The sequence below is a fragment of the Curvibacter soli genome (assembly GCF_029211125.1).
In the GTDB taxonomy this organism is placed as follows: Bacteria; Pseudomonadota; Gammaproteobacteria; order Burkholderiales; family Burkholderiaceae_C; genus Curvibacter_A; species Curvibacter_A soli.
On the sequence record NZ_JARGEN010000054.1, the window covers coordinates 25,033 to 46,347 of the forward strand.

The window sequence follows — 21,315 nt, forward strand, 5'->3', positions numbered from 1 at the left end:
GGAGCGCGCCACGGCGGCGCGGCGCGGGCGCTGGGCGGGCAGGGCCGCTAACGCTCTTTGCGCAGGAACAGGCGCGACACGGCCTGCGCCGTCTGCGCGCGCGCGGCGGCGTCGCCCGCGTGCAACTCGGCCATGGCGCCATGCAGCATCTTCTGCGTGAGGCCGCGCGACAGTGCTTCGAGCACCGCGTCCACGTCGTCGCCGCGCGCCAGCATGCGGCGCGCGCGCGCGACCTCGGCGGCGCGCCATTCGTCGGCCTGGGCGTTGATCTGCTGGATCAGCGGCACCACGCCGCCCTTGGCCGGGTCGCGCTGGTCGAGCCAGTGCACGAAGCTCTGCACGCCCGCGTCGATGATCGCCTCGGCCTGCGCCACGGCGGCCTGGCGGCTGGCCTGGGCGGTGCGTACCACGCCGGCCAGGTCGTCCACGGTGTAGAGGTACACGTCCTCCAGCGCCTTGACCTCGGGCTCGATGTCGCGCGGCACTGCCAGGTCCACCATGAACATCGGGCGGTGGCGGCGCTTTTTCAGCGCGCGCTCCACCGCGCCCAGGCCGATGATGGGCAGCGTGCTGGCGGTGCAGCTCACGATGGCGTCGAACTCGTGCAACCGGTCCGGCAGGTCGGCCAAGCGCATGGCCTCGGCGCCGAAGCGGGTGGCGAGCCGCTCGCCGCGCTCCAGCGTGCGGTTGGCGATGGCGATGGCCTTGGGGCCCTTGGCCGCGAAGTGCGTAGCGGCCAGCTCGATCATCTCGCCCGCGCCGACGAACAGCACGCGGATCTGGCCCAGGTCCTCGAACAACTGGCCGGCCAGCCGCACTGCGGCGGCGGCCATGCTGATGCTGTGCGCGCCGATCTCGGTGGCGGTACGCACTTCCTTGGCCACGGCGAAGCTGCGCTGGAACAGTTGGTTGAGCGTCTGCCCCAGGGCACCCGCGGTTTCGGCGGCGCGCACGGCGTCCTTCATCTGGCCGAGGATCTGCGCCTCGCCGAGCACCATCGAATCGAGCCCGCTGGCCACGCGGAACGCATGGCGCGCGGCCTGTTCCTGCTCCAGCGCGTAGGTGTGCGAGCGCAGCAGCGCGGGCGCCACGCCGCCCGTCTGCGCCAGCCAGCCCAGCGTGTGGTCCAGCGCCGGCTGGTCGCCCGCGCAGTAGATCTCGGTGCGGTTGCAAGTGGAGATGATGGCCGCCTCCACGCCGGGGTGGTGGCCGCCGCCGGCGCCGCCGAACGAGTGGCGCAGGCGCTGCAGCGTGGGGGCGATCTGGTCCACGGCGAACGCGAAGCGGCCCCGCAGATCGAGCGGTGCCGTCGTGTGGTTGATGCCCAATGCCCAGACTGCCATTCATCGATTATAAAATCGCCGGCCTTTTGACGGCCCCCGGTACACCCCGAAGGCCATTGATCAGGATCAAGTTCCATGGGCCTGCCCGATCTCCTGCCACACCTGCTGGGCTTCGCCGCCCCGGCCTTCGGCGTCGCCGCGCTGCTCGTGCCGCTGACCCGCGTTTGCATGCCAAATCGGGCCGTGGCGCGCTCGATGCTTGCGCATGTTGCTATCAATGTTGTAGTAAACATGGCGGTATTGCTGGGCGGGCTGGCATTGTTCGGCGCGGACGGCAAGCTGCTGACCTACGCCGCGCTGGTGCTGGCCAGCGCCACCACGCAGTGGCTGCTACTGCGCGGCTGGCGCTGAATCCGCCGCCTCCGGCAGCGCCGCGGCGCCCGGCGGCGCCACCGTGGTCGATGCCGGCGGCGACAGCGCCAGCCCGGCGCCGCGCAGCGCCTCCAGGATGCCGAACAGCAAGTCGCTGCGCACGCCGTCGGCGCGGCGCGGGTCGGCCACGTAGCCGATCGCCAGGAAGGTCAGCGTGCCGCCCTGGATGCCCTCCAGCAGCACCGCCGGCGCGGGGCGCGGCAGCACGTCCGGGTGCGCCCCGAACACCTGCAGCAGCACCGCGCGCATGCGCTGCGCATCGGTGTCCAGCGGCGCGGGCAGGCGCAGCAGCACGCGGCCCTGGGCGTTGGCCAGGGTGAAGTTGCGCACGGTCTTGGTGATGAAGTCGGAGTTCGGCACGATCACCGAGGAGCGGTCGGCCAACTCCACCTCGGTGGCGCGCACGTTGATGCGCCGCACATCGCCCTGCACGTCGCCCAGCACCACCCAGTCGCCCACCTTCACCGGGCGCTCGACCAGCAGGATCAGGCCGGCGATGAAGTTCTGCACGATGGCCTGCAGCCCGAAGCCGATGCCCACCGACAGCGCGCTCGCCACCCAGGCGATGCGGTCCACGCTGATGCCCAGCGCCGACAGCGTGAACGCCGCCACCACCACGCCGCCGGCGAAGCCCAGCAGCGTGACGATGGAGCTGCGCGCGCCCGGCTCCAGCGCGGTTTGCGGGAGGTAGCGGGTGCCCAGCCAGTGCTTGAACGCCCGCACCGCCATGAAGCCGACCGCCGCCACCGTGAAGGCGCCCAGGATGGCCTGCGGCGCCAGCGTGAATTCGCCCACCTTCAGGCGGGGGTCGAGCGTGCCGCCGCGGCGCAGCAGATCGCCCGGACCGGTGCCGAAGGGCGCCATCAGCGCGATCGCCATGTAGAACAGCAGCGCCACCCGCAGCACGCCAGCGACCAGCACCGCGAACTGGTCCAGCAGCCCGGCGCGCACGCCCAGCCCGGCGCACAGGCGCTGCCCGAAGCTGCCGGAGGACGACAGCAGCGCGGCGCAGAGTTCGTCCACCAGTTGCAGCAGCAGGTAGGTGGTGGCGAACACCATGCCCGACCACACCATCTGGCGCGCCAGCGTGCCGGCCAGCGCCACGTAGCCGGTCAGCACGCACAGCACGGTGGCCGCGCAGGCCGCGCCGGCGCAGGCCAGCAGCAGGCCCAGCCATAGCGGGCGTGCCGGCTCGGCTCCCGCCGGGCGCATCCGGCGCAGCGCCCCGCCGCCGAGCGCGGCCACCAGCAGCGCCGTGAGCGACTGCGCGCCCACTTCCAGCGCCAAGCTGGCGCCGGCGGCGCTGTTGACTTCGGTCAGCAGGCCGCCGAGCGCCGAGACCAGCACGATCCACCACGGGTAGGGCGCCAGCCGCGCGGCCAGCGCGTCGGACACCGGCGCCAGGCGCCAGGCGCCGTGCCCATGGCTCAACAGCGCCCGCCCCAGACCGATGGCGAAGCCGGCGAAGGCCGCCAGCCGCACCAGCGCCCGGCCCAGGCTGTGCAGGCGGTCGCTCAGGCCATCGCCCACGCCCAGACCGCCCAGCAGCAGTTGCGCCGCGGCGCCGGCCAGGGCTGCATGCACGACGGCGATGCCGATGGCCATCAGCGCGCGGCGCAGCCGCCAGCCCGGCAGGTGCGCCAGCGCCACGCGCAGCACGATGCCCCGCGCCGCCCAGTTGCCCAGCGCCGCCAGCAGCAGCGCGCCCAGCAGGCAGGCGCTGGTGGCCAGCCGGTGGCCGGCGGCAAAGGCGGTGGCCATGGCGTCCTGCAACTCGGCGCCCAGCGCGCCCAGCCGCTCTCGGTCGGTGGGCCAGGCCGCGCCCAGGTCACGCCAGAAGCGCGACCCCAGCGGGGACGAGGCGCGGGCCGTGAGCGCGGCCTGGAACTGCGCGTGCCGCTGGCGCACCAGGTCGGCGCCGCGCTGGCCGGCATCGACGGCGACCAGCCGCGCCAGCTTGAGTTCGGCGTCCAGACTGGCGCGCTGACGGTTCAGCGCCGCGCGCTGGCGGGCCACGTCGGGGGCTTCCTGCACGCCGCCTTTTTCGGGCTCCGGCCCGAGGCCGGCCAGGCGGCTGTCGAGGTCGGCCAGATCGCCCGCGCGGCTGTGCGCCAGTTGGCTGGCCGCCGCGCCGATGGCGTAGATCTCGTCGAGGCGGGCGCGGCTGCCGGCATCGTCGTCGGGCAGCGTGGGAATGGCCTCCAGGCGCCGACGCAGCGTGTCCACGCTCGGCGGCTCGGCGGCGGGGCTGGTGGCCGCTGCCGCCGGCTGTGCCGGAGCCGCCAGCAGCGGGTCGGCCCATGACAACGCCAGCAGCAGCAGCAAGGCCATGCCGATGCGCTGCAGCGGCGCGGGAGGACGGCGGCGGGACGGGGCGGCCATCGTGGTGCGCGGGGCTCAGGTGCCGGGGGAGAACAGGTCCACCCGGTCGGTGATGATGCCGTCCGTGCCCAGGGCGATGAGCCGCTGCGCGGCCCATTCGTCGTTGACGGTGTAGCTCAGCGTGCGCAGGCTGGCGGCCTGGGCCTGCCGCACGCTGGCCGCGTCCCACAGCGTATGGTTGCAGACGATGGCGGAGCAGCCCAGCGCGCGCGCGGCGTCGAGCCAGCCGTCCCACAGCGCGTCGAGCAGCAGGCCGCGTGGCAGTTGTGGCGCGGCGGCCTGCGCGCCCGCGAGCGATTCGGCCTCGAACGAGGTCAGCAGTGGCGGCACCGGGGCGCCTGCCCACAGGCGTGTGGCCAGCGCGGCCACGGCTTCGCCGGTGGTGCGCTCCACGTCGGGCGTGGGCTTGATCTCGATGTTGAGCAGCAGCGCGTTGGCCAGGCACCAGCGCGTCACGGCCTCCAGCGTGGCCAGCGGCTCGCCCGCGTAGGCGCGCGAGTGCCAGGTGCCCGCGTCGAGCTGCGAGAGCGCCCCCCAGGGCTGGTCGCCGCCCGTGCCGTGGCCGCTGGTGGTGCGCTCCAGACCCGTGTCGTGCATCAGGAACACCACGCCGTCGGCGCTGAGCTTGGCGTCGCACTCGAACATGCGGAAACCGTGCTGCGCACCCAGGCGGAAGGCGGCCAGGGTGTTCTCGGGCGCGAGCTTGCCAGCGCCGCGGTGGGCGATCCAGCGCGGGTAGGGCCAGGGGGCGGGGGGAGCGGTCATGGCGGTTTGAGGCTGCGCGTGGACTGCGCGGGGCTCTGGAAAGTCGGACGTAATCGGCCATTACACCACCGTGTAACAGTCGATGCGTTGACTTGGCGCATGCCGCTAACTGCGCAAATTAGCGATAGTGTTTTGAACTTGGAAACGGCAGTTGGATGCGCCTGCCGGTGCCGTGATCGGGGTGCCAGGCAAGGCTGAGCGCTGCGGCTCCAACAGCACCTGCGTGCTGTTGGACAGCGCGAAGAAGGCCTGCAAGGGCGACGGCGCGGCGGGCTTGCTGCCCGCAAGGAGGAGCAGCGCCGCATGGCGCGCTCACCCACGAGGTGAACCCCATCGAAGCCGGCAACGCTCGATTTCCTGCGGCCTGGCAAGGGATGCAAAGCGGTCAACTGCCGTTTCCAGGTTGAAGCCGGGTTCCGCGAACCTTGCGCCCCATCGCATTCGGGCCGAGGCACCTCGTGCGTGAGAGCAGCCTGCACAGACGCGTCAGAGCCGCCTGCCCGATTCCGCGTCGAACCAGTGCAGCCGCCCGGCCCGCGCGGTCACGCGCAGCGTGCCGCCGGGCTGCGGCACGGGCGCGCCTTCCTCGGTGCGCACGATGACCTGCTCGTCGCCCAGGTGGGCATAGACCAGCCGCTCGGCGCCGAGCAGTTCGACGCTTTCCACGCGCAGATCCCAGCCTGGCATGCCGTCGGGTGGATTGGCGGCCACCATGTCGAGGTGCTCGGGCCGGATGCCGAGGATGGCGCCCTCGCGCCCACCCGGCGCGTGCTTCAGCAGGTTCATCGGCGGCGAGCCGATGAAGCTCGCTACGAAGGTCGAGGCGGGCGTGTGGTAGACCTCCTCGGGTGTGCCGAACTGATCCATGCGGCCCGCATTCATCACGATCATGCGCTGCGCCAGCGTCATGGCCTCCACTTGGTCGTGCGTGACGAACAGGCTGGTGATGCCGAGTTCGCGGTGCAGCTTCTGTATCTCGATGCGCGTCTGCGCGCGCAGCTTGGCGTCGAGGTTGGAGAGCGGCTCGTCGAACAAAAATACCTGTGGCTGGCGCACGATGGCGCGGCCCATGGCCACGCGCTGGCGCTGGCCACCCGAAAGCTCGCGCGGCTTGCGCGCGAGCAGGTGGCCCAGCTCCAGGATCTTGGCGGCCTTGTGCACGCGGGCCTGGATCTCGTCCTTAGGCACTTTGGCGATCTTCAGCCCGTAGGCCATGTTGTCGAACACGCTCATGTGCGGGTAGAGCGCGTAGTTCTGGAACACCATGGCGATGTCGCGCTCGGCGGGCTCCAGGTCGTTGACCACGCGGGGGCCGATGGCGATGGTGCCGCTGGAGATGTCCTCCAGCCCCGCGACCATGCGCAGCAGCGTCGATTTGCCGCAGCCCGACGGGCCGACGATGACGATGAACTCGCCGTCGGCGATCTCGGCGTTCACGCCGTGGATGACCTGGTTGGCCTTGGGGCCGACGCCGTAGCGCTTGACGACGTTCTGGAGGGAGATGGCTGCCATGGCTTTTTACTTCTCGGTGTCTACCAGGCCCTTGACGAACCACTTCTGCATCAGCACCACCACCAGCGTGGGCGGCAGCATCGCCAGGATGGCGGTGGCCATGATGACGTTCCATTCGTTGTTGCCGTCGCCGCCTGCGATCATGCGCTTGATGCCGATGACCACGGGATACATGTCTTCGCTGGTGGTGGCCAGCAGCGGCCAGAGGTACTGGTTCCAGCCGTAGATGAACTGGATCACGAACAGCGCCGCGATGCTGGTGGACGAGAGCGGCACCAGCACGTCCTTGAAGAAGCGCATCGGCCCCGCGCCGTCCATGCGCGCGGCCTCCACCAGTTCGTCGGGCACGGTCAGGAAGAACTGGCGAAACAGGAAGGTGGCCGTGGCCGACGCGATCAGCGGAACCGTGAGGCCCGCGTAGGTGTTGAGCAGCCCGAGGTCCGACACCACCTGGTAGGTCGGGCCGATGCGCACTTCCACCGGCAGCATGAGCGTGACGAAGATGGCCCAGAAGCACAGGGGCTTGAACGGAAAGCGGAAATACACCACCGCGAAGGCCGAGAGCAGCGAGATGGCGATCTTGCCGAACGTGATGGTGAGCGCGCAGACCAGGCTGACCCACATCATGCGCGCCACCGGCGCGTGCGAGCCGCTGCCGGCCCCTCCTCCCAGCAAGGCGGCCTTGTAGCTTTCCCAGGCGTTGTGGCCAGGCAGCAGCGGCATCGGGGCCTGCACGATGTCCTGCGCGGTGTGGGTGGAGGCGACCAGGGCCAGGTAGATAGGGAAGGCGACGATCAGCACGCCCAGCCACATGACGGCGTGGGCCAGCAGGCCAAGGGTGGGGCGGCGTTCGACCATCTCAGTAATTCACCTTTTTTTCCACGTAGCGGAACTGGAGCACCGTGAGCGCGACCACGATGACCATGAGCACCACCGACTGCGCAGCCGAACTGCCCAGGTCCATGGCCTTGAAGCCGTCGTAGTAGACCTTGTAGACCAGGATCGCCGTATCCTTGCCCGGTCCGCCGTGAGTGGCGGCGTCCACGATGGCGAAGGTGTCGAAGAACGCATAGACCACGTTGATGACCAGCAGGAAGAACGTGGTGGGCGACAGCAGCGGGAACTGGATGCTCCAGAAGCGCCGCCATGGCCGGGCGCCGTCGATGGCGGCGGCTTCGATGAGCGATTTCGGGATCGATTGCAGCCCCGCCAGGAAGAACAGGAAGTTATAGGAGATCTGCTTCCATACCGCAGCGGCCACGATCAGCGCCATGGCGTGGTTGCTGTTGAGCAGATGGTTCCACTGAAAGCCGACCTGCTCCAGCGCGTAGGCCACCACGCCGATAGAGGGAGAGAACATGAACACCCACAGCACGGCGGTGATGGCCGGCGCGATCGCGTAGGGCATGGTGAGCAGCGCGCGGTAGACCATGGCGCCGCGCCCGACACGGTCGGCGAATACCGCCAGCAGCAGCGACAGCGACAGGCCTATGCCTGCCACCAGCACCGAGAAGATGGCGGTGGTCTTGAACGACTCGATGTACGACGGGTCGGCGAACAACTGCTTGAAATTGTCCAGCCCGACCCATTCGGTGGAGCTGCCGAAGGCGTCTTGCATCTGCAGCGATTGCAGCAGCGCCTGGCCCGCAGGCCAGAAGAAGAAAATGCCAATGACCAGAAGCTGCGGCAGCAGCAGCACCCAGGGCAGCCAGCGGGAGCGAAAGAGAACGCGTTTTTCCATGGCATCGAAACAAAAGCCGCCGCCCCGGCGATCCCGGTGCGGCGGCGTAGTCTATGGGATGCGAAAGGGGCGCCCGTTCAGCCCTTGTTGGCCTTCTGGAAGCGTTCGAGTTGCTCGTTGCCGCGCTGCACGATGGCGTCCAGGGCTTCCTTGGCCGTCTTCTTGCCGTTCCAGACCTGTTCCAGCTCCTCGTCCTCGATCGCGCGGATCTGCAGGTAGTTGCCCAGGCGGATGCCGCGGCTCTTGTCGGTCACCTTGCGGATCATCTGCGTCACGGCCACGTCGGTGCCGGGGTACTCCTTGTAGAAGCCCGATTCCTCTGTCAGCTTGTAGGCGGCGGTGGTCACGGGCAGGTAGCCGGTGCGCTTGTGGCTGGCGGACTGCACTTCGGGGCGCGAGATGAAGCTGAAGAATTCCGCCACACCCTTGTATTCAGCCGGCTTCTTGCCGGACATGACCCACAGGCTGGCGCCGCCGATCACGGTGTTCTGCGGCGCGCCGGCCACGTCGGGGTAGTAGGGCAGAGGTGCCAGGCCATAGGCGAACTTGGCGTTCTTGGCCACGTTGCCGTAGAAGCCCGAAGAGGTGTTGATCATCGCGCACTCGCCGGAAACGAAGCTCGCCTCGGGCACGCTGCCGCGGCCCTTGTAGACGAACAGGCCCTGCTTGGCCATGTTGGCCAGGTTCTCGATGTGGCGCAGGTGCAGCGGCGAATCGACCTTCAGGCGTGCGTCCATGCCTTGCAGGCCGTTGGCCTTGGTGGCGAACTCCACGTTGTGCCAGGCCGAGAAGCTTTCAAGCTGGGTCCAGCCCTGCCATGCCGTGGTGAACGGGCACTTGTGGCCCGATGCCTTGAGCTTGGCCGCTGCGGAGACGACCTCGGGCCAGGTGGCCGGTGCCTTGTCGGTGGGCAGGCCTGCGGCCTTGAAGGCGTCCTTGTTGAAATAGAAGATGGTGGTCGAGCTGTTGAACGGGAAGCTCAGCATCTGGCCGTTGGGTGCCGTGTAGTAGCCGGCCACGGCGGGCACGTAGGCCGCGGGGTCGAACTTCTTGCCGGCATCCTGCATGACCTTGCCGACGGGGATGATGGCGCTCTTGCTGGCCATCATCGTGGCGGTGCCGACTTCGAACACCTGCAGGATGTGCGGCGCGTTGCCTGCGCGGAAGGCGGCAATGGCCGCTGTCATCGATTCGTCGTATGCGCCCTTGAAGGTGGGAACGATCTTGTATTCCTTCTGGCTCTCGTTGAATTGCCGGGCCAGGTCGTTGACCCATTCGCCATTGACGGCGGCCATCGAATGCCACCACTGGATTTCGGTCTGGGCTTGGGCGGACGTGCTCAGCGCAGCCATGCCCAGCACGGTGGCCAGGGTCAGGGATTGGAATTTCATGCGGACTCCTGAATGCGTGAAGCCGGGACACTAACCCCGGCCTGTGACATAAAAATGAATACCGTGTTTTGTGTCACATTCGACCTGGAGCGGCAATTGGGGGAAAACCGCGACGCGATCCGGGGGGTGGTTGCTGCCGCATACTCGCCGCTTCTTTCGCACGGGATTTTCAATGGGCAAAACCTCGCTGGACAAAAGCAAGATCAAGTTCCTTCTTCTCGAAGGCATCCACCCGTCGGCCTTGGAGGTGCTGCGCGCGGCGGGCTACAGCCAGATCGAGACGATTCCCAAGGCGCTCGGGCCCGAGGAGTTGAAGGAGCAGATCGCCGACGTGCATTTCCTCGGCATCCGCTCCACCACGCATCTGAGCGCCGACGTGTTCGCCCAGGCACACAAGCTGGTGGCCGTGGGGTGCTTCTGTATCGGCACCAACCAGGTCGACCTGGACGCGGCGCGCGAGCGCGGCATCGCCGTGTTCAACGCGCCATATTCCAATACCCGCTCGGTGGCCGAGCTGGTGCTGGCCGAGGCCATCCTGCTGCTGCGCGGCGTGCCCGAGAAGAACGCCGTGGCGCACCGCGGTGGCTGGCTCAAGTCGGCGGCCAATTCCTATGAAATCCGCGGCAAGACGCTGGGCATCGTGGGCTACGGCTCCATCGGCACGCAGTTGTCCGTGCTGGCAGAAGGCTTGGGCATGCGCGTGGTGTTTCACGACGTGGTGGCGAAGCTGCCGCTGGGCAACGCGCGCCAGGCGCGCAGCCTGCCCGAGCTGCTGGCTGCCAGCGACATCGTGACACTGCACGTGCCCGAACTACCGTCCACCAAGTGGATGATCGGCCCGCGCGAAATCGCGGCCATGAAGCCCGGCGCCATCCTCCTCAACGCCTCGCGCGGCACGGTGGTGGAGATCGACGCGCTGGCCGATGCCATCCGCAGCAAGAAGCTGCTGGGCGCGGCCATCGACGTGTTCCCCACCGAGCCGCGCGGCAACAAGGACGAGTTCCAGTCGCCCCTGCGCGGGCTCGACAACGTGATCCTCACGCCCCACATCGGCGGCTCCACCATGGAGGCGCAGGCCAACATCGGGCAGGAGGTGGCCGAGAAGCTCGTGAAGTACAGCGACAACGGCACCACCGTCTCATCGGTCAACTTCCCCGAGGTCTCGCTGCCCGCGCACCCGGGCAAGCACCGGCTGCTGCACATCCATCGCAACGTGCCAGGCGTGCTCACGCAGATCAACAAGGTGTTCTCCGACCTGCAGATCAACATCGCCGCCCAGTACCTGCAGACCAGCGGCGACGTGGGCTACGTGGTGACCGACGTGGACGCGGGCTCGTCCGAGCAGGCGCAGGAACTGCTGGCGCAGGTGCCGGGGACGATCCGCAGCCGGGTTTTGTTTTGAACCTGGAAACAGCAGTTGACCGCTTCGTATCCCTTGCCAGGCCGCAGGAAATCGAGCGTTGCCGGCTTCGATGGGGTTCACCTCGTGGGTGAGCGCGCTATGCACCTGCCAGCACCGCGCTCGGCGCGCCATGCGGCGTTGCTCCTCCTTGCGGGCAGTAGCCCGCCGCGTCGTCGCGTCTTGCCCGGCACCCCGATCACGGCACCGGCAGGCGCATCCAACTGCCGTTTCCAGGTTGAACCTAAATCCGGCTCCAGCGCTTGATTCGCCTGCGGTAGCAGCTACTTTATTTGTAGCGTTTCCCGGTGTGGCGCGCAATCCACCGAAGCTATTGATCCGGCCCTTTGAAGTCGAGAGTCGTCGTGGACGGACTGCCACAGGCAAACGACTCACGAAAGTTCAAAATTCATGGGGCCGGAGCAATAGCGCCGCCCGAGCACGCCTTCGCGCGGCGCTACACGGCCGCCGACGTGGCGTTGCTGCTCGACGAGCACCATGCCGCCGATGGCGCTGCTGAACGATGTGCCGTTGTCGCCTTAGCGTCAACCATTGGCACGCTTGCCCCTGCCCAGATCGACGCCCAGTTGACGAAGCTTGCGGTACAAATGGGTGCGCTCCAATCCAGTCTTTTCAGCCACGCGGGTCATGGAGCCGCCTTCTTTGGCAAGATGGAACTCAAAATACGCCTTCTCAAAACCATCGCGAGCCTCCCGCAACGGCCTGTCCAGATCGAAGCCCTGGTGCGCATGCGGCCCCGCATTGGCATCGCCATGCAAACTGCTCGCCTGCTGTGCCATCGGTGATTCAGCTTGCGCATGGGCGCTTGCGGCAGAAACTGCAGCGGATTTAGCGGGATTGCGGCGCGCCAAACCCAACTCGACAGCCTTCAGCAACTTCTGCAGAGTGATCGGCTTTTCAAGAAATGAATGCGCACCGATGCGCGTCGCCTCCACCGCCGTGTCAATGGTGGCATGGCCACTCATCATGATCACAGGCATGGTCAGTGCGCCCGCACTCGCCCATTCCTTCAGAAGCGTGACGCCATCGGTGTCCGGCATCCAGATGTCCAGCAAAACCAGATCGAACGCGGCAGCAGAGCGGGCCAGGCGCGCCTGTGCGGCATTCTCGGCAAGTTCGACAGTGTGGCCTTCATCGTTCAGAATTTCCGAGAGCAGATCCCGGATACCCAGTTCATCATCGACCACAAGAATGTTTGCCATGTTGGAGTTTCAAATCAGTAGCAAGCCCAAGCCGTCAAGACGCCACAGGTTCTCCCGGGAATGATAACGACACTTGTGCACCCTGCACCACACCGTCGGCAATGCGGTTGCGCAAATCCACGCGGGCGCGGTGCTCGTCGGCAATTTTTTTAACCACCGCCAGCCCCAGCCCGGTGCCGCGCACCTTGGTCGTCACATAGGGCTCGAACGCCCTCTTGAGGATGTGCTCGGCGAAACCCGCGCCGCTGTCCTCCACGACCAGCCGCACGCGCCTGGATGTTGGGCTCCAGCGCGTGCATATGCGCACGGGCGGCTGCACTGCCAAGGTAGTGCCGTGCATGCTTTCTGTCGCATCCTGGGCGTTCTGCAAAAGATTGTGGATGACCTGGCGCAACTGCTGCGGGTCACCCTGGATCGGCGGACACTGGGGATCCAGTTCCGCCACGACAGGCACCGCTGCATTCTCGGCCCCATACAAATGCAATACATCCGCGACCAGAGCATTAAGGTCCAGCGGTTTGAGTTCGGCAGCAGGCAGGCGCGCATAGTCTCGGAACTCATTCACCAGGCGCTTCATGGCATCGACCTGCTCGACGATGGTCTTCACGGACTTGGCAAGTACCGCCTCCTCGGGTGCTGGCAGCTTGCCGGTCAGTTTCATCTGCAGGCGCTCTGCCGACAATTGGATGGGTGTGAGGGGATTCTTGATTTCGTGCGCCAGCCGGCGCGCAACCTCGCCCCATGCCTGTGCACGCTGTGCCGACACAATCTCGGAGATATCGTCGAACACCAGCAACCGCATGTTGCCAGGCAACCCCGCTCCCCGGGCGACGAGGCTGGTCACGCCAAGCCCAGGCCCCTCCGCCTGCGGGGGCTGCAACTCGAATGCATGCTGCCAATGGCCGGTCGACAAAGTAGATACCCCATCGCTCAGGAAAGCATCGAACTGTGACTGCACCGCCGCCCCGAAGGCCTCCAATCCGGGCACGGTCTCCAGCGGCTGACCTATGCAATCCTCCAGCGGCACACGAAGAATGCGCGTGGCGCCAGGGTTGACGGACAGCATGGCTCCATGGTCATCTAGCAAGATGACCCCCGCCGTCAGGTTGTCGAGGATCGTCTGCAGATGCGCGCGCGCTGCCGTGACTTCGCGCATGCTCTTGTCGACGGCGGCACGTGCATCGGCCAATTGCTGGGTCATGTCGGCAAACGCCCGCGTCAAACCGCCCAGCTCGTCATGCCCTTGCAATGCGGCCTTGGGGCTCAGATTGCCCGCAGCGACCTCTCGCACGCCTTCCGCCAGCACGAGCAAGGGACGCACGAGCTGGTTACCCAGTACCACGGCCAGCAGGATGGCTCCGAACACGGCCATGAACAGACTGAGCGTCAGCGTGCCAATGTACATGCGGCGCAGTCCTTGGCGCGCCAGTGCCCGCTCTTGGTATTCGCGGTTGGCATTCTGCACGGCCACGGCATTGGCAACCAGTGATTGCGGCAATGGGAGCGTGGCCTGCAGGAACCGCGGTTCGGCCAGCAAGCCCACGGTTGCGTTGGGAACCACGGCAAGCGCCTTGACGCGTACGCCCTCGTAGTTGGCGATGCCATTCCCAAGGTCTTCGAGCCCCTCGACCTGCGCCATGGCCTGCTGCGTTCTGGTGACCCGCAATTGCTGCGCAGTGGGTCTCTCGGGCCGCAGGTCGAAGCGGGACTGGCCTGCACTCGCGAGCAATTGGCCCGAGGCGCTCCACAACAGCACGTCAGTCGCCGCAAGCTGGTCGCGGATGCGCTCCAGCAGCAAGCCCGTGGCGGCGTTCGGAACGTCGGTCAACTGCGCGCTGGAAGCCCGCGTCTTGTTGGCGAAGTCGTTCGCCAACGCATCCAGCGAAGCGCGCCCAAGGCTGACACCGGCATCCAGCGCACCTTCAACCTTGATGTCGAACCAACTCTCGATAGAGCGGGACACGAACTGGTACGAGACGACATAGATGAGCACACCCGGCGCGATGCCCACCAGCGCGAAGATGGCGGCCAGTTTGACCAGCAACCGGCTGCCGAAGCGGCCATGGCGCAAGCGCAGCAACAGGCGAATGCCCACCCATGCAATGACGCCGAGCAACAGGGCGGCGACGACGATGTTGATCGCGAAAAGCTGCCCGTAGTTACGTTCATACAGTTCCTGATTCTTCGTGGCCTGTGTCAGCAGGAACAGGAGCGTAATGCCAATCAGCGTGAGCGCGGCAAGCCCCAGACCGATAGTCCAGCGGAAAAAACGGGAGTTTCCCGCCCCGGTCACTGGCCTACCTCTGCACCCAGGCGCAGCGTGCGGCTGAGTGCCAAGCTCCAATCCGAACGTGCCAGGGCACCGATCTGGAGGGGGCGCGGCAGTTGTGTCACGTCCAGGCGGAAGCGGAACTCCACGCTCTGCCTGCCACCGGCATCGATATCTGTAGTCTCTGCGATCTTCCAGCGAGAGATGCGCTGCAAGGCAGCGAGCGCTTCGGATAGATCGTCGAAGTTCTGTCCCAGCGACACCCCCAGACCGTTGCTGGTGATGGGCGTCGGCGCGATGGTCAAGCGCCAGCGTCGCGTGAGCGGCTGGTACACGAGGCGCATGTAGCGTGCGCTGCTGGACAGGGTCTGGTCATACCAATACCAGCGCTCACGCACGATGTCGGCCTCTGCCACGAAGAACATGGGAATCCCCTTCAACAGCGCATCCTCCACGAGCGCAGGAAGGTCGAAATGCATGTTGGCGGTGAGGAAAACGCCCTCCTCCGTGCGCTCTACCCGCATCTGCGCGATCTCGGCCCCGCTGGCCTGTGCGTTGGCCGGCGCTGGCGCACCGAGCGCCAGGCACAGCAGCAGCCCGGCCAGCCATGCCGGCACATCAAGCCATATGCTTCTCAAGCAGCGCGTAGAAAAATCCGTCATGGTCACCCGACTGATTGTCCGGGACACCCATTGCATTTGCCCCATTTTGGGGAATTAAATGTCCAGGGGACGGCCGCAAAATGGCATCGCCGTTGTGTGCAAGAAACGTTTGTATCTGCTGCTCACCTTCCGCACGGAATACCGAGCAGGTGCAATAAAGCAAGCGCCCGCCCGGCTTGAGCAATGGCCACAGCGTTGTCAGCAGGCCAGCCTGGACAATGGCGAGTTGCGCCACGTCGCTTTCTCGCCGCAGCCACCGCACGTCGGGTCGGCGCCGCACGATACCGGACGCCGTGCATGGCGCATCAAGCAAGATGGCGTCGAACAACCGGCCTGCACACTGCTGGCGCCACCACTGTGCAGGATCGCGCGCATCCGCCGCCAGTACTTGTGCCGCACCGCAAAGGCCCAGGCGCACCAGGTTCTCGTCGATGCGCACGCAGCGTGCCGCATCGATATCCAGGGCGGCGACATGCAAGGCGATACCCGCAGCGCCTGCGTACTCCAGCAGATGAGCGGTCTTGCCGCCAGGTGCGGCGCAGGCATCGAGGATGTGCATTGTGCCTGCCGCATGCAAGCCTTTCAGCAGCAGCGGAGCCGCCATCTGCGCACCCGCATCCTGGACGGAAACCAGCCCTTCGGCAAAGCCGGGAATGTCATGCACTGGCCGCGCCTGGGTCAGAACAATGGCCACCTCCCCCTGGCGCCTGGCGGGCATGTCGTGCTCGTGCAGCATTTCCAGGTACTGGTCGGGGTCGATGCGCAACACATTCACGCGCAAGACCATGGGCGCCTGCGCATTGTTGGCATGCAGAATGTCCTGCCACCGGCGCGGGTAGTCGCGGCGCAGGCGGTCTATCCACCAGCGGGGGTGGTTCCACATGGCCATGGGTTCCTGCGCCGTCGCGTCCAGCAGCGCGTCGCGCTCGCGCAAAAAACGGCGCAGGCACGCGTTGATGAAGCGTGCCTGCGCTCGCGTGGCTGCGTGCCGCTTGGCAGCCTCGACTGCCTGATCCACCAAGGTAAACGCATCGTAGGGAGCGCCTTCTTCCTGCCAAGCCAGCGCCAGCGCCGTGCATAGCAACGCATCGGCCCGCGGCGGGGGCGTGCGGGGCGCGAGCTTGCGGCGCAATGCCTCTGCGCGTCCGAGCCAGCGCAGCACATGGTAGAGCAGCGATTGCACACCCGCACGCAGCTCTGGCGCCACCAACTTGAGCGCTGCCGTTGCGGACTGCCCGGACCGTACGGCCGCAAGTGTCTGCGCTACCTGCTGCAGTTGCTGCCACAGCGCAATGGCAGTTGTCGTACTGCGACGCTGGTACAGCGAGCTGCTTGAAGACATGGGGGACGGCAGGCTATCGCTCACAGGGAACGTGCGGCCCTGAAGCCAAACAGCCACGCCAGCACCATGGCAGGAAACTGGGCGATGGCGCCGTTGTATGCACTGACCGCGCCGCTGAATTGCAGCGTAGCCTGTTCGGCATACAGCATGTGCTGCTCCCAGCGTGGCGGCATCGCCGCAAACCAGGCGCTGCCTGTTGCCACCTGGTGCAGTGCACCCCAGGCTTCCCGCAGCGCGTTGTGCGCGGCAGCGAGCGCCGCGACGGAGTCGGCCTGCAGCGGCTGCGCCCGCACGACGGCAAGACCAGCCGAGAACTGGGTGGCCGCCGCCCGCAACGTGACCAATGCCTGGAGCGCCCTGGGGACATCCTCACCCTCGGGTGCGAGCGTGTCGCACTCACCCAGTAAAGCCATAAGCCGTACAAGTTGGGCATCCAGCGTGCCGAATGCCTGCAGGGCAGCCGAGCGCAGACGCATCAAGCGGTTGTAGGCCCCTATAGCCCAAAAAACCAGCATGGCGATAACCAGCCACGAAACAAGCGATGACGACATCATGGAAACCACCGAATGGCTATGCCATCAGGGCACTTAACACATCAATGAAAAAACGCTCCCGGCTGCCACATGACAAACCGGGAGCGCAGAGCGGCGGCTAGGCCACGCCCTTACTCGGCAGTGGCAGAGCCCTCTGCGCCTTCGGTACCAGCCGCCTCGCTGGCATCCGCAAGTTCCGCGGCTTCGGCTTCAGCGATGGCACGGCGCTCGGCATCGTCCATCTGCTCCTTGGCCTTGCGTGCCTGGTGGTAGGCCAAGCCCGTGCCGGCGGGGATCAGGCGACCCACGATGACGTTTTCCTTCAGGCCGCGCAGTTCGTCGCGCTTGCCCATGATGGCGGCCTCGGTCAGCACCCGTGTGGTTTCCTGGAACGAGGCGGCACTCAGGAAGCTGTCGGTGGACAGCGACGCCTTGGTGATGCCTAGCAGCAGGTTGGTGAACGTCGCAGGAATCTTGCCTTCGCCACGCAGCTTGTCGTTGGTGCCCAGGATTTCCGAGCGCTCGACCTGCTCGCCGGCGATATAGCTGGATTCGCCAGGGTTGTCCACCACGACGCGGCGCAGCATCTGGCGCACGATCACCTCGATGTGCTTGTCGTTGATCTTCACGCCCTGCAGACGATAGACATCTTGCACTTCATCGACGATGTAACGCGCCAGCTCTTCCATACCCAGCAGGCGCAGGATGTCCTGCGGGTCGGCCGGGCCGTCCACGATCGATTCGCCCTTGTTGACCACCTGGCCTTCGTGCACCAGGATGTTCTTTTCCTTGGGCACGAGTTCTTCCCACACCTTGCCATCCGGATCGGTGATCTGCAGGCGTACCTTGCCCTTGGTCTCCTTGCCGAACGACACGGTGCCGGTCAGCTCGGCCAGCGTGCCCTTGTCCTTGGGTGTACGGGCCTCGAACAATTCGGCAACGCGCGGCAGACCGCCGGTGATGTCGCGGGTCTTCTGGCCTTCGACCGGGATACGCGCCAGCACTTCGCCGGGGCCCACGTCCTGGCCGTCGCGCACCTGGATCAGCGCGCCGACCTGGAAGCCGATGGTCACCGAGTGGTCGGTGCCAGGGATCTTGACCTCGTTGCCTGCGGCGTCGATCAGCTTCACCTGCGGGCGCACCACCTTGGCTGAACCACGGCGCTTGGGGTCGATCACCACGAGGGTGGACAAGCCGGTCACTTCGTCGACCTGCTTCGCAACCGTCAGGCCTTCCTCGACGTTCTCGAACTTCACCGTCCCGGCGAATTCCGTGATGATGGGGCGCGTCAGCGGATCCCAGTTGGCGAGAATGGTGCCGGCCTTGAGCTGCTGGTCGGCTTTTACTGCCAGCGTGGCGCCATAGGGCACCTTGTGGCGTTCGCGCTCGCGGCCATGCTCGTCCTCGATGACGATCTCGCCCGAACGGGCGATCACCACGAGTTCGCCCTTGGTGTTGCTCACATAGCGCATCGTGGCGTTGAAGCCGATGATGCCGTTGGACTTGGCTTCCACGCTCGAAGCAATGGCCGCACGCGATGCCGCGCCGCCGATGTGGAAGGTCCGCATCGTCAGTTGCGTGCCGGGCTCGCCGATCGACTGGGCCGCGATCACGCCGACCGCCTCGCCCAGGTTGATGAGGCCGCCGCGACCCAGGTCGCGGCCATAGCACTTGGCGCACAGGCCGTAGCGCGTTTCGCAGGTGAGCGCGGTACGGACCTTGACCTCGTCCACGCCCGCTGCCTCCAGCTCCTCGATGGCGTCTTCGTCGAGCATATCGCCCGCCTTCAACAGCACACTGCGCGTCTCGGGATGCAGCACGTCTTCGGCTGCAGTGCGGCCAAGAATACGGTCGCGCAGCGACTCGATCACTTCGCCGCCCTCGACGATGGCGCGCATCACCGAACCGTTGGCGGTGCTGCAGTCGTCCTCGGTCACCACGAGGTCTTGCGTAACGTCCACCAGACGGCGTGTCAGGTAGCCGGAGTTAGCCGTCTTCAGCGCGGTATCCGCCAAGCCTTTGCGAGCGCCGTGGGTCGAGATGAAGTACTGCAGCACATTCAGACCTTCACGGAAATTGGCCGTGATGGGAGTCTCGATGATCGAACCATCGGGTTTGGCCATCAGGCCGCGCATGCCGGCCAGTTGCCGGATCTGCGCGGCGGAACCGCGGGCACCCGAGTCTGCCATCATGTAGATGGAGTTGAACGACTCCTGGTCCACTTCCTTGCCGTGGCGGTCGGTGGTCTTCTGCTTGGCGAGCTGCTGCATCATGACCTTTGACACTTCATCGCCGGCCTTGCCCCAGATGTCCACCACCTTGTTGTAGCGCTCGCCAGAGGTGACCAGGCCGGACACGTATTGCTGCTCGATCTCTTTGACCTCCTTCTCGGCGTGCTCGATGATGCCGGCCTTCTGCGGCGGCACCAGCATGTCCTCGATGGCAATGGAGATGCCGGCGCGCGTGGCCAGGCGGAAGCCGTTTTGCAGCAGCTTGTCGGCGAACACCACCGTCTCCTTCAAGCCGCACTTGCGAAACGAGACGTTGATGAGCTTGGAGATTTCCTTCTTCTTGAGTGCCTTGTTGATGTTCGCGAAAGGCAGGCCGCGGGGCAGGATTTCGGACAGCAGCGCACGGCCCGCCGTGGTTTCCACGAGCTTGGTTTCGGAGGTGAACTCACCCGTTGCCTTGTCCTTGGTCCACTCGGTCATGCGCACGCTGATCTTGGAGGTCAGCTCGACTTCACGGGCGTCCAGCGCGCGCTGCACCTCGCCGATGTCGGCAAAGATCAGGCCTTCGCCCTTGCCGTTGATGCGCTCGCGGGTGGCGTAGTACAGGCCCAGCACCACGTCTTGGGACGGCACGATGGAGGGCTCGCCCGATGCCGGGAACAGCACGTTGTTGGAGGCCAGCATCAGCGTGCGGGCCTCCATCTGCGCTTCCACCGACAGCGGAATGTGCACGGCCATCTGGTCGCCGTCGAAGTCGGCGTTGAAGGCCGCGCAGACGAGGGGGTGCAGCTGGATGGCCTTGCCTTCGATCAGGATGGGCTCGAACGCCTGGATGCCCAGGCGGTGCAGCGTGGGCGCACGGTTGAGCATCACCGGATGTTCCTTGATGACCTCTTCCAGGATGTCCCACACCACCGGCGTGCCGGATTCGACTTCCTTCTTGGCGGCCTTGATGGTGGTGGCAATGCCCATGGCTTCCAGGCGCGAGAAGATGAAAGGCTTGAACAGCTCCAGCGCCATCAGCTTGGGCAGGCCGCATTGGTGCAGCTTGAGCGTCGGGCCCACGGTGATCACGGAACGGCCCGAGTAATCCACGCGCTTGCCCAGCAAGTTCTGGCGGAAACGGCCCGACTTGCCCTTGATCATGTCGGCCAGCGACTTGAGCGCGCGCTTGTTGGCGCCCGTCATGGCCTTGCCGCGGCGGCCGTTGTCCAGCAGCGAATCGACGGCTTCCTGCAGCATGCGCTTTTCGTTGCGCGCGATGATTTCCGGGGCCTTGAGCTCCAGCAGGCGGCGCAGGCGGCTGTTGCGGTTGATGACGCGGCGGTACAGGTCGTTGAGGTCGGACGTGGCAAAGCGCCCGCCATCGAGCGGCACCAGCGGACGCAGGTCCGGCGGCAGCACGGGCAGCACTTCCAGCACCATCCAGCCCGGCTTGATGCCCGACTTCTTGAATGCTTCGAGCACCTTCAGGCGCTTGGCGTTCTTCTTGATCTTGACCTCGGAGCCGGTCAGGTCGCCGCGCAGGCGCTCGATCTCGGTCTCGATGTCGATGGATTCGAGCAGGTCCTTGATGCCCTCGGCACCCATCTTGGCCACGAACTCGTCGCCATATTCCTTGCGCTTGGCGTCGTAATCGTCCTCGCTCATGATGCCGAACTTCTTCAGCGGGGTCATGCCGGGGTCGGTCACCACGTAGGCTTCGAAATACAGCACGCGCTCGATGTCGCGCAGCGTCATGTCCAGCACCAGGCCCAGGCGCGATGGCAGGCTTTTGAGGAACCAGATATGCGCGCAGGGCGCGGCCAGGTCGATATGGCCCATGCGCTCGCGGCGCACCTTGGTCTGCGTGACTTCAACGCCGCATTTCTCGCAGATCACGCCGCGGTGCTTGAGGCGCTTGTACTTGCCGCACAGGCATTCGTAGTCCTTGATGGGACCAAAAATCTTGGCGCAGAACAGGCCGTCGCGCTCGGGCTTGAACGTGCGGTAGTTGATGGTCTCGGGCTTCTTCACTTCACCGAAGGACCACGAACGGATCTTCTCGGGCGAAGCCATGCCGATGCGGATGGCATCGAAATGCTCATCCGGCGTGAATTGCTTGAACAGGTCGAGTAGCGATTTCATGGTGACTCTTTCCTTTTCTTCAA

The 21,315-nt window shown here is 66.1% G+C and carries 15 protein-coding genes; 2 read left to right on the forward strand and 13 right to left on the reverse strand.

The window, feature by feature from the left end; genetic code table 11:
- Positions 1-47: 47 nt before the first annotated feature.
- Positions 48-1,343 carry a glutamyl-tRNA reductase gene (hemA, locus tag PY257_RS11960; RefSeq protein ID WP_275742079.1) on the reverse strand — a complete coding sequence of 432 codons (1,296 nt, stop codon included), beginning with the start codon at positions 1,341-1,343 and terminating at the stop codon, positions 48-50.
- A 75-nt stretch (positions 1,344-1,418) separates the two neighbouring features.
- On the opposite strand from hemA, the gene PY257_RS11965 reads away from it, so the two are divergent.
- On the forward strand, positions 1,419-1,694 hold the full coding sequence (locus PY257_RS11965; protein ID WP_275742081.1) for a hypothetical protein: 276 nt from the start codon (positions 1,419-1,421) through the stop codon (positions 1,692-1,694).
- Here PY257_RS11965 and PY257_RS11970 read toward each other — a convergent pair.
- From PY257_RS11970 to ugpB, 6 genes are all read right to left on the reverse strand, one after another.
- Positions 1,674-4,097, reverse strand: a complete 2,424-nt coding sequence (locus PY257_RS11970; RefSeq protein WP_275742083.1) for a DUF3772 domain-containing protein — start codon at positions 4,095-4,097, stop codon at positions 1,674-1,676. The genes PY257_RS11965 and PY257_RS11970 overlap by 21 nt on opposite strands.
- A 15-nt stretch (positions 4,098-4,112) precedes the next feature.
- A complete protein-coding gene (gene ugpQ / locus PY257_RS11975; RefSeq protein WP_275742085.1) occupies positions 4,113-4,862 on the reverse strand; it encodes a glycerophosphodiester phosphodiesterase in 750 nt (249 codons plus the stop codon).
- Between the two features lie 486 nt (positions 4,863-5,348).
- The gene (locus PY257_RS11980; RefSeq protein ID WP_275742087.1) at positions 5,349-6,374 is read right to left on the reverse strand and encodes a sn-glycerol-3-phosphate import ATP-binding protein UgpC; all 1,026 of its coding nucleotides are present in this window, start codon (positions 6,372-6,374) and stop codon (positions 5,349-5,351) included.
- A 6-nt stretch (positions 6,375-6,380) separates the two neighbouring features.
- On the reverse strand, positions 6,381-7,232 hold the full coding sequence (ugpE, locus tag PY257_RS11985) for a sn-glycerol-3-phosphate ABC transporter permease UgpE (RefSeq protein WP_275742088.1): 852 nt from the start codon (positions 7,230-7,232) through the stop codon (positions 6,381-6,383).
- Position 7,233: 1 nt separating this feature from the next.
- The gene (ugpA, locus tag PY257_RS11990) at positions 7,234-8,115 is read right to left on the reverse strand and encodes a sn-glycerol-3-phosphate ABC transporter permease UgpA (RefSeq protein ID WP_275742091.1); all 882 of its coding nucleotides are present in this window, start codon (positions 8,113-8,115) and stop codon (positions 7,234-7,236) included.
- A gap of 77 nt (positions 8,116-8,192) precedes the next feature.
- Positions 8,193-9,506 carry a sn-glycerol-3-phosphate ABC transporter substrate-binding protein UgpB gene (gene ugpB / locus PY257_RS11995; protein ID WP_275742093.1) on the reverse strand — a complete coding sequence of 438 codons (1,314 nt, stop codon included), beginning with the start codon at positions 9,504-9,506 and terminating at the stop codon, positions 8,193-8,195.
- Positions 9,507-9,678: 172 nt separating this feature from the next.
- On the opposite strand from ugpB, the gene serA reads away from it, so the two are divergent.
- Positions 9,679-10,908 carry a phosphoglycerate dehydrogenase gene (gene serA / locus PY257_RS12000; protein ID WP_275742095.1) on the forward strand — a complete coding sequence of 410 codons (1,230 nt, stop codon included), beginning with the start codon at positions 9,679-9,681 and terminating at the stop codon, positions 10,906-10,908.
- A 542-nt stretch (positions 10,909-11,450) separates the two neighbouring features.
- On the opposite strand, the gene PY257_RS12005 is transcribed toward serA, so the two are convergent.
- The 6 genes from PY257_RS12005 to rpoC form a co-directional block, all read right to left on the reverse strand.
- Positions 11,451-12,128 (reverse strand): response regulator, encoded by a 678-nt coding sequence (locus tag PY257_RS12005; protein ID WP_275742097.1) that lies wholly within the window; start codon positions 12,126-12,128, stop codon positions 11,451-11,453.
- A 34-nt stretch (positions 12,129-12,162) separates the two neighbouring features.
- Positions 12,163-14,421, reverse strand: coding sequence for a sensor histidine kinase (locus PY257_RS12010; RefSeq protein ID WP_275742099.1), 2,259 nt, complete (start codon positions 14,419-14,421; stop codon positions 12,163-12,165).
- Positions 14,418-15,059: a DUF4390 domain-containing protein gene (locus PY257_RS12015; RefSeq protein WP_275742120.1), complete on the reverse strand. Its 642-nt coding sequence runs from the start codon at positions 15,057-15,059 to the stop codon at positions 14,418-14,420. Before PY257_RS12015 ends, PY257_RS12010 begins: the two co-directional genes overlap by 4 nt.
- Positions 15,016-16,401, reverse strand: coding sequence for a 16S rRNA (cytosine(967)-C(5))-methyltransferase RsmB (gene rsmB / locus PY257_RS12020; protein WP_275742102.1), 1,386 nt, complete (start codon positions 16,399-16,401; stop codon positions 15,016-15,018). The genes PY257_RS12015 and rsmB overlap by 44 nt, the downstream gene beginning before the upstream one ends.
- A 20-nt stretch (positions 16,402-16,421) precedes the next feature.
- Complete coding sequence (locus PY257_RS12025; RefSeq protein WP_275742122.1) at positions 16,422-16,955, reverse strand: LemA family protein; 534 nt, start codon at positions 16,953-16,955, stop codon at positions 16,422-16,424.
- 110 nt (positions 16,956-17,065) lie between these two features.
- The gene (rpoC, locus tag PY257_RS12030; RefSeq protein WP_275742104.1) at positions 17,066-21,292 is read right to left on the reverse strand and encodes a DNA-directed RNA polymerase subunit beta'; all 4,227 of its coding nucleotides are present in this window, start codon (positions 21,290-21,292) and stop codon (positions 17,066-17,068) included.
- Between the last annotated feature and the right edge of the window lie 23 nt (positions 21,293-21,315).